This window comes from Kitasatospora griseola, from assembly GCF_014648555.1.
GTDB classification, from domain to species: Bacteria; Actinomycetota; Actinomycetes; order Streptomycetales; family Streptomycetaceae; genus Kitasatospora; species Kitasatospora griseola.
Genome location: NZ_BMRI01000001.1, coordinates 267,585 through 268,109 on the forward strand (window position 1 = coordinate 267,585; position 525 = coordinate 268,109).

Here is a 525-nt window from a genome sequence, read left to right on the forward strand (position 1 = left end):
TGCTCCCCGCCGAAGACGCTGACCGTCGCGTGGTCGCCGCCGAGGGCCGCGACGGCGAGCAGCAGCGCGCCGGCCGTCCAGGTGGTGCGTTCCTCGGGCCAGATCGCGTCGTCCTCGAAGACGTAGCCGGTCCAGTAGGAGCCGTCCTGGTGCCGCAGGTGCTGGATCCAGCGGAGGATCTCGACGGCGCGGTCGGACTGTCCGGCGGCCCACAGCGCGAGGGCGAGCTCGGCGCTCTCGCCGCCGGTGACCCAGGGCCGGTCGCTGACGCAGCGGACGCCGAGGCCGGGGACGACGAACCGGTCCCAGTCGGCGGCCAGCCGGGCCGTCGCCTCCTCGCCGCGCAGCGCGGTGCCGAGGACGGGGTAGTACCAGTCCATCGAGTAGCGGTCCTTGTCGAGGAACCGCTCGGGGTGGTGGGCGATGGCGTGGCGGAGGCGGCCGGCGGCGAGCTCCCAGTCGGGCTGGGGCCGGTCGAGGTGGTCGGCGATGGCGAGTCCGCAGCGCAGGGCGTGCAGGATCGAG

General features: G+C 74.9%; 1 pseudogene. It reads right to left on the reverse strand.

The features are described 5' to 3' along the window. Positions 1-525: pseudogene (locus IEZ12_RS37505) on the reverse strand (prenyltransferase); the annotation flags it as partial.